1 pseudogene is annotated in these 665 nt (G+C 29.9%); it reads right to left on the bottom strand.

The features are described 5' to 3' along the window. Positions 1 to 665: pseudogene (locus tag KA858_RS07525) on the bottom strand (transposase); the annotation flags it as partial.

The following is a 665-nucleotide window of genomic DNA, read 5'->3' as shown; positions in this document are numbered from 1 at the left end:
AATTGTCTTTTTTTTATTTTTTTGATTATTTTCAGCTCGTTGAGCTGTTACTTTTCTTATATTAAGTGCCATTAGCACAAATCCTAGTTCTCTTTTAGCTTTATCTATCCCACGAACAGACATTCGAGTGAAACCTAAAATAGCCTTCATAAATCCAAAAACAGGCTCCACATCAATTTTTCTTTGACTGTAGATGGCTTTTGTTTTTGGTTCTGAAATCTTTTTATTAATTTGGGCTTTAAAATATTCCCAATTATAATTCTTCATTATTCTTTTATTTGTTTTTGAATTGAAGTTCATACATTAAAAATGGCCTGTTCATCTATAAGATTTTTTTCAAACATTGACTATGAAATTGAATAAATAGTGATTCTAATAAAGCATCTACTTTTGGATTTACTCTAAATCGATTAATTGTTTTATAAGAAGGTTTTTGATTTTGTGATAGCCACATCATTCGGATACTATCATTAAGTAATTTTTCTATCTTACGCCCTGAAAACACAGATTGTGTGTAGGCATATAGAATTACTTTCAACATCATTTTAGGATGGTACGAAGTTGCACCACGGTGATGTCTGAATTCGTCGAATTCATTCTCAGGAATTGTTTCAACAATATCATTTACATGTCGTGATATATCATTTGTGGGGATAAGAACTGAA

The sequence above is a fragment of the Staphylococcus sp. GDX8P80P genome (assembly GCF_017893095.1).
Lineage (GTDB): Bacteria > Bacillota > Bacilli > Staphylococcales > Staphylococcaceae > Staphylococcus > Staphylococcus borealis.
The sequence above is the reverse complement of the archived record's forward strand: the minus strand, read 5'-3'. Positions and strand labels throughout refer to the sequence as shown.